The sequence below is a fragment of the Nocardia sp. NPDC004722 genome, from assembly GCF_053601505.1.
The window spans coordinates 1-7,192 of the sequence record NZ_JBSGBY010000438.1 but is presented as its reverse complement, the minus strand read 5'-3'; the positions used below and the strand labels follow the sequence as shown (position 1 = coordinate 7,192).

Sequence of the window (7,192 nt, the reverse complement as noted above, 5' to 3'; positions counted from 1 at the left end):
GGCATTGTCTCCCGGGCATTCTCATCATGATCGTGCTCGCCCTGCTGCTGCGCAGCCTGGTGGCGCCCTGGTACCTGATGGCCTCGGTGTTCCTCGGTTTCGCCGCGACGCTCGGCTCGGCGGTGTTGGTCTTCCAGCACGCCAAGGGCGATTCGGGTCTGATCTTCACGCTGCCGCTGATCATGTATCTGTTCGTGGTCGCGCTGGGCACCGACTACAACATCCTCATGGTGGCCCGGTTGCGGGAGGAGGCCCGCGAGGGTCACGATCCGCATCGCGCCGCGGCGCTGGCGCTGCGGCACACGGGCCCGACGGTGGCCGCGGCCGGTGTGATCCTGGCGGGCACGTTCGCCTCGATGATGGCGGCGGGCAATTCGGTGCTGACCTCGATGGGTTTCGCGATCTCGGTGGGTATCGCCATCGCCGCCTTCGTGATGGCGATGTTCTTCACCCCCGCGGTGACCGCACTGGTGGGTCGCCGGGCCTGGTGGCCGGGTCACGGTGGTGACGCCCAGGGGCAGTCGGAGGACTGGGAGAAGGAGTGGGCTCCCGAGGTGAGCGACGCCGCTCGCCGGTAGTCCCTCACGATGTTCCATAGGGCCGGGCCCGTCGCTCTCGCAGCGGCGGGCCCGGCTTTCGTGCTGGTCGGGTGGGGCTCATCAGCATCTGAACGAAACGTGTTTCAGTATTTTCCCCAAACCGCCACGCGCATAACTGGACAGCCGATACAGTTCCGCCCGAACCCAGACTCGGTTCGGTGTGGCCCGACTATGCCGAACCGTCCCGGGCCGGCCGATCACAATCCTCTGTTCCCAGGTCGGCCGGCCCACCCCTTCGTTTTCGTCAGTGCACGGTGACGTGCCAGACCACCGCGGCGGCCAGCGCGCCCGCGCCGTTCACCGCCCAGTGCAAGGCGATCGGCGCGAGCAGGCTGCCGCTGCGTCGCCGCAGCCAGGTGAACACCACGCCCGCACCCGCGGTGGCGATCACCGCGAGCCCGATGCCGAGCAGCTGCCCGGCCGGTCCGCCCCCGAGGAATCCGGTCAGACCCTTGTTGCCGCTGGTCAGGCCAAGAGACGAGGCGATGTGCCAGAGCCCGAAAAGCATTGACCCGGCTGCGAATACGCCGCGCGCACCGACCACCCGGTCCAGGGTGCCGTGCAGGACGCCGCGGAAGGCGAGCTCCTCGGGGATCGCGGTCTGCAGCGGGATCACGATCATGGACGCGATGAGCGCGCCCGAGACGGCGGCGTAGCGGCTGTTGAGGAAGAACGGCCGCGTGATGGGCAGCAGCGCCCCGATCGCCACCGCGGCGAGCACTACGCCGACCGCAGCCAGCGCCCAGAGGGAGCCCTGTCGCCACTGCCGGGGCGAGAGTCCGAGGTCCTCCCAGCCCAGTCCGCGGCGGCGGACCAGCGCCACCAGCACCACCGCGGCGATCGGCACCGAGACGATGCTGGCCCACTGGTTGGTGAAGTGGGCGATGAGGTTCGTTCCGATGAGAACGATGACGACGACAGCCACATCGATGTAGGCGTGCAGCTTGTGGCCGGGCGGGGTGGGCGGGGTGTCGAGCTCTTGGACCTCGTCCAGCGCCGCAACCGTGCCGTTATCGTTTCGAGACATTGCGGCCAGTGTACGAGCGAATTCTTGGAAATCGCTTCGAATGTGGTTAATCCCGCTGCCAACCCGCATAGTCGTCCCACGCTTGCAGGGTCCGGGCGGTTCGAAACCGGCGGGGTTCGCGGGTGATCGGATCGGTGAATTCCAGCGTCGAGGCCAGCAGTTGCAGCGGCCGGGTGTAGTCGTCGACCGGTTTGTCGGTGAGTTCGGGATAGAAGTCGTCGCCCAGGATGGGTACCCCGAGGCCGTTCATATGCAGCCGGAGCTGATGGGTGCGCCCGGTGCGCGGCCGCAGCCGGTAACGGCCCAGTCCGTCGCGGTGCTCGAGCAACTCGACGAGGGTCTCGGCATTGGGTTCGCCCTCGGTCTCGTACGCCTGCAGTACCTGCTTTTCCTTGACGATCCGGCTGATGACCGTGCGCGGAAGTTCCAGTGCCGGATCGTATGCCGCGATCGCCTCGTACTCCTTGAACACCAGCCGCTTGTGGAACATGGTCTGATACGCCCCGCGCCGAGCCGGATTCACGATGAACAGCACCAACCCGGCGGTGACCCGGTCGAGGCGATGCGCCGGGACCAGATCCGGCAGGTCGAGTTCGCGGCGCAGTTTCACCAGGGCGGTCTGCAAGATGTGCTGCCCGCGCGGGATGGTGGAGAGGAAGTGCGGCTTGTCCACCACGAGGATGTCCTCGTCGCGGTGCACGATGCCGATGGGGAAGGGGACCTCGGTCTCGGCGGGCAGATCCCGGTGGAACCACACCGCGCCGCCGGGCGTGTAGGGCGTGTCGAGGCTGATCGGTCCGGTCAGATCGACGATGCCGCCCTCGCGCAGCAGTTCGTCGATGCGTTCGGGGCGAACGCGCGGCAAACGCTCGACGAGGTGGTCGCGGATGGTCGCCCAGTCGCCCTCTTCGGGCAGTCGCAACCGGGCCGGATCCAGTCCGTGCCGCTTGGGGAGCGGGGGTTGCTGACGGCGTCTCACTCGTCAAACCCTAGCCCCAGGGACTGTACGGACCAGGGGGTACGGTTGGCCCACGCCTGGAATGTCCGGGTTCAATTGGACGAGTAGGGGTCTCGTGTATCCGGATCCGAATCAGCAGTACCCACAGGCTCCCCAGCCGGGATACGGGCAGCCGGGATACGGACATCAGCCGGGCTATGGGCAGCCGGGATATCCGCCCGGGTACCCGTCGCCGCCCGGCTATCCGATGGGCGCGCCGCCCTCGCAGGGCACCAACGGCCTGGCCATCGCATCGTTCGTGCTGAGCCTGCTGGGCTTCTGTTTCCTGGGCATCCCGTTCGGCATCATCGCGCTGAATCAGATCAAGCAGCGCAACCAGGGCGGGCGCGGGCTGGCCATCGCGGGTCTGGCCATCTCCGGACTCTCGGTGCTGCTCGCGGTGGCCATCTTCGCGCTGGCGGCGCTCGGCGCCTCGAAAGAGTCGGCGTCGCCGGACTATCCGACTCGCTCGGTGGAGCCGTCGGCGCCGACGTCGGTCTCCATCGCGGACGTGAAGACCGGTGACTGCGTGCAGTCGATCGAGGAGCGGCAGCACATTCAGAACCTGACCCTGGTGCCGTGTGCGAGCGAGCACGACGCCGAGGTGATCGCGCAGGTGCATCTGGATGGCTCATGGCCCGGGTCGGATGACGCCGCCTTCAAGAAGGCCAACGACTCCTGCGCGGACCAGATCGACAAGATCTTGAGCCACAGCACGATGTACGGGCAGTTGGAGAACTTCATCCTGTATCCGTCCACCGAGGCGCAGTGGAATCTGTCCAAGGGCAGGGCGACGTGCATGGTGCACTACTCCACCGGCACGAAGCTGAAGGGAAAGGTCCCGCGCTGACGTCGGTATGGTCGTACAGCAAAAGTTAGCCTAACCTATCTTCTCGCCGGTGTTCGTGGGAGCGCCGGACGCGAGGAAGGTGGGAGGCGGACTGATGACGGTCGAGTCACCGCCCGCGGTCGAGGCGCAGACCCTCGATCCGGGCCCGGGCGCAGCCGAGGGGGGCGCGCCGGACGCCAAGGCCGAGGCGAAGGCCCGGCGGCGGCGAGAGGCGCAGGCGCGCAAGGAGATTCTCGCCCCGGTCAGCGGGCCGCTGAGCATCGCCGGAGTGATCGTCGCGGTCGCCGCGGTGTGCTCGGTGCTGCCGTTCCTGCTGATCGTGTCCGCCTGCCGCGAGTTGCTCGCCGCGACCCCCGACGCCGACCGCGTGTGGCGGCTGCTGCTGTTCGCCGTGCTGGTCCTGGTCGTCCGGGCGATCTTGCAGGCGGCCGCCCTGACCTGGTCGCACGCCGTGGACGCCCGCTACCAGCTGAGCCTGCGACGGCTGCTGGCCGACAAGCTGACCCGGGTCCCGCTGGGCTGGTTCGGTGAGCGCAGCTCCTCGGAGGTGAAGAAATACCTGCAGGACGATGTGGAGGCGCTGCACTACCTGGTGGCCCACGCGCGGCTGGACTTCATCGGCTCGGTGACGGTCCCGCTGGTCACCCTGATCTACCTGGCCACCGTCGACTGGCGGCTGACCCTGGTGCTGCTGCTGCCGCTGGTGATCTACGCGCTGTGCATGCGCGCCATGCTGGACGAGCCCGGCCGCCAACGACTTTCGGCCTACAACGCGGCCGAGCAGCGCACCCGCGCGGCGACCGTCGAGTTCGTGGACGGCATCCAGGTGGTGCGGGCCTTCGGCCGGGCGGGCAAGGCGCACAGCGAGTTCCGTGAGGCCGTGGACGCGCAGACCGAGCGGCTGCGGCAGTTGAAGATGCCGGTGATGACCGTGCAGTCGTTGTCGGACACGGTGGTCGCGCCGGTGTTCGTCATGCTGCTGGTCGTGGTGGCCGGGCTGGCGGGCGTCGGCCTGCACTGGCTCGAACCGCTGGATCTGCTGCCGTTCCTGCTGGTCGGGCTCGGGCTGGGCAGTTCGCTGCTGGGGCTGGGCTACGGCGCGCAGGCGCTGCGCACGGCCGGTGACGCGGCGCTGCGGCTGCACGAGTTGCAGGCGACACCGGAATTGGCTTCCGGCTCGGGCGAATCGGCGTCCAATGACGCGGCGGCCGGGCTGATCCGTTTCGAGAACGTGCGTTTCGGCTACCGCGACGAGCACGAGGTGCTGCGCGGCATCGACCTCGAGCTCGCGCCGGGCACCATGACCGCCCTGGTCGGCCCCAGCGGCTCCGGCAAGTCCACGCTGGCGAAGCTGCTGCCCCGCTTCTACGACGTGAACTCCGGCCGGATCACCCTGGGCGGCCGCGATATTCGCGACATCCCCAGCGACGAGCTGTATCGCACGGTCGGCTTCGTCTTCCAGGACGTGCGCCTGATCCGCGGCACCGTCGCCGACAATCTGCGCCTGGCCAGTCCCGACGCCGACAGCGCGGCGCTGGAGCGCGCGGCCCGCGCCGCCCGCATCCACGACCGCATCCTGGCCCTGCCGCGCGGCTACGACTCCGAGATCGGCGTCGACGCCATCCTCTCCGGCGGTGAGGCACAGCGCCTTTCGATCGCTCGCACCCTGCTGGCCGACACCCCGATCCTGGTTCTCGACGAGGCCACCGCCTTCGCCGACCCCGAATCCGAGGCGGCCGTCCAGGACGCCCTGGCCGAACTCGTCTCCGGTCGCACCGTCCTGGTGATCGCCCACCGCCTGCACACCATCACCGGTGTGGACCGAATCCTGGTGCTGGACAACGGCACCCTCGTCGAACAGGGCACGCACGCCGACTTGCACACGGCAGGCGGCCTCTACCAGCGCCTCTGGGAAATCAACGCGGCGGCCCTCGAATCCATCGCGGACACCGAGGGGTCGTCCGAAGCCCCGCGCGGGACCACTATCAAGACGGATGGCGAGGTTCATCGATGATCCGCAAGGTGTTGGGGCTGATTCCAGGCGAATATGCCCATCTCACGCCGCGATTGCTGTTGTGCATTCTGGCGCAGGCGTTGTCGCAGGCAGCGGCTTATGTGCTGCTGGTGCCGGTGTTGCAGGCGCTGTTCGACAATGAGCTGGGTCGGGCCTGGTGGTGGTCGTTGTGGCTGGGGCTGGCGGTGTTGGCCGTGGTGGTGTTCGGGTATGCGCAGTCGCTGCTGGGATTGCGCATCGGGGTCGGGATGCAGCACGGGTTGCAGACCGAGCTGGGGGATCGGCTGAACGCGTTGCCGCTGGGCTGGTTCGACGGGCGGCACGCGGGTGAGCTGTCGCGGGTCGTGGTGGAGAACGTGCGCGAGGTGCAGGGGCTGATCGCGTATCTGCTGGCGAAAATGCTGACCGGCGTGCTGGTTCCGCTCGGGGTGGCCGTCGGCATGCTGTTCGTGGACTGGCGGATCTCGCTGGCCATGCTGGTGGCGGCCCCGCTGCTGTTCGGGGTGAACCTGTGGGCGAATCGCAGCTACACCGGCGCGGACGAGCGCATGCACGAGGCGGCGACCGAGGCGAACGCCCGGGTGCTGGAATTCGCTCAGGCGCAACCGGTGCTGCGTTCGCTGGGCGCGGTCGGCGCGGGCAATCGCGCCCTGGACGCGGCCCTGGCCCGGCAGCGCAAGGCGGCCTCGGGCCTGCTGGTCGCCGCCGTGCCCGGCCTGATCGTGTTCGCGCTGGTGGTGCAGGCCCTCTTCCTGGTGCTGGTGTACCTGGTGGTGGGCCGGGCCACCGACGGCGCGATCACGGCCGCCGCGGCCATCGCGCTGATCGCGGTGAGTTCGCGTTTCATCGAGCCGCTGACCCAGGCCGCGCAGCTGGGCGGCGCCCGGCGCGCCGCCGCGGCCGCCGCCGATCGGGTGACCGCGCTGCTGGCGGAACCGGCACTGCCGCAACCGGATGCGCCGATCACCGTCGGTGCGCCGGGGGTCGAGTTCGAGGGTGTGAGTTTCGGTTACGACTCCGGCAAGCAGGTGCTTTCCGATATCTCCTTCACCGCCGCGCCCGGCACCACGACGGCGATCGTGGGCCCGAGCGGTTCGGGCAAATCCACGCTGTTGCGCCTGGTGGCTCGTTTCCACGACGTCGATTCCGGCCGGGTCGTGGTGGGCGGCAACGACGTTCGCGAGCAGCCGACCGAGACCCTGCTGAATCAGCTGGCCCTGGTCTTCCAGAACGTCTATCTCTTCGATCGTTCGGTGCTGGAGAACATTCGGGCCGGTCGCCCGGACGCGACCGATGAGGAGGTGCTGCGCGCCGGCGCGGTGGCCCGGGTCGACGAGATCGCCCAGCGCCTGCCCGAGGGCTGGCAGACGTCGGTCGGCGAGGGCGGTTCGGCGCTGTCCGGCGGTGAGCGCCAGCGGGTTTCGATCGCCCGCGCGCTGGTCAAGGACTCGCCGATCGTGCTGCTGGACGAGGCCACCAGTGCGCTGGATCCGCAGAACGAGGCGGTCGTGGTGCGCGGCGTGCACGAACTCACCAGGGGCAGAACGGTACTGGTGGTGGCGCATCGGCTGGCGACCATCGCGCACGCCGATCAGATCCTGTTCATGGATGCCATCGAGCGCGGCGATCACCCGAGCTGGACCCTGAAGGTCCAGATCATGCCGGTCGCCGAGGCGGAGAACTACCGCTTCAACCCGTTCGACCT

6 protein-coding genes are annotated in these 7,192 nt (G+C 68.6%); 4 read left to right on the top strand and 2 right to left on the bottom strand.

Translation table 11 applies throughout. The features are described 5' to 3' along the window. On the top strand, nt 1-578 hold a 578-nt coding region (locus ACWELQ_RS32450), incomplete at its 5' end, for an MMPL family transporter (protein WP_452400848.1). 265 nt (nt 579-843) lie between these two features. Here the strand turns inward: ACWELQ_RS32450 and ACWELQ_RS32445 are convergent. Both ACWELQ_RS32445 and ACWELQ_RS32440 read right to left on the bottom strand, forming a co-directional pair. Next, nucleotides 844-1,626, bottom strand: a complete 783-nt coding sequence (locus ACWELQ_RS32445; protein ID WP_452400847.1) for a CPBP family intramembrane glutamic endopeptidase — start codon at nt 1,624-1,626, stop codon at nt 844-846. Nucleotides 1,627-1,672: 46 nt separating this feature from the next. Then, nucleotides 1,673-2,605, bottom strand: a complete 933-nt coding sequence (locus ACWELQ_RS32440) for an RluA family pseudouridine synthase (protein ID WP_452400846.1) — start codon at nt 2,603-2,605, stop codon at nt 1,673-1,675. Nucleotides 2,606-2,699: 94 nt separating this feature from the next. On the opposite strand from ACWELQ_RS32440, the gene ACWELQ_RS32435 reads away from it, so the two are divergent. The 3 genes from ACWELQ_RS32435 to ACWELQ_RS32425 form a co-directional block, all read left to right on the top strand. Next, on the top strand, nt 2,700-3,473 hold the full coding sequence (locus ACWELQ_RS32435) for a DUF4190 domain-containing protein (protein ID WP_452400845.1): 774 nt from the start codon (nt 2,700-2,702) through the stop codon (nt 3,471-3,473). 94 nt (nt 3,474-3,567) lie between these two features. Then, nucleotides 3,568-5,487 (top strand): ABC transporter ATP-binding protein, encoded by a 1,920-nt coding sequence (locus tag ACWELQ_RS32430; RefSeq protein WP_452400844.1) that lies wholly within the window; start codon nt 3,568-3,570, stop codon nt 5,485-5,487. Further along, nucleotides 5,484-7,192, top strand: a 1,709-nt coding sequence (locus ACWELQ_RS32425; protein WP_452400843.1) for an ATP-binding cassette domain-containing protein, incomplete at its 3' end; no start/stop codon positions are given. The genes ACWELQ_RS32430 and ACWELQ_RS32425, both read left to right, overlap by 4 nt.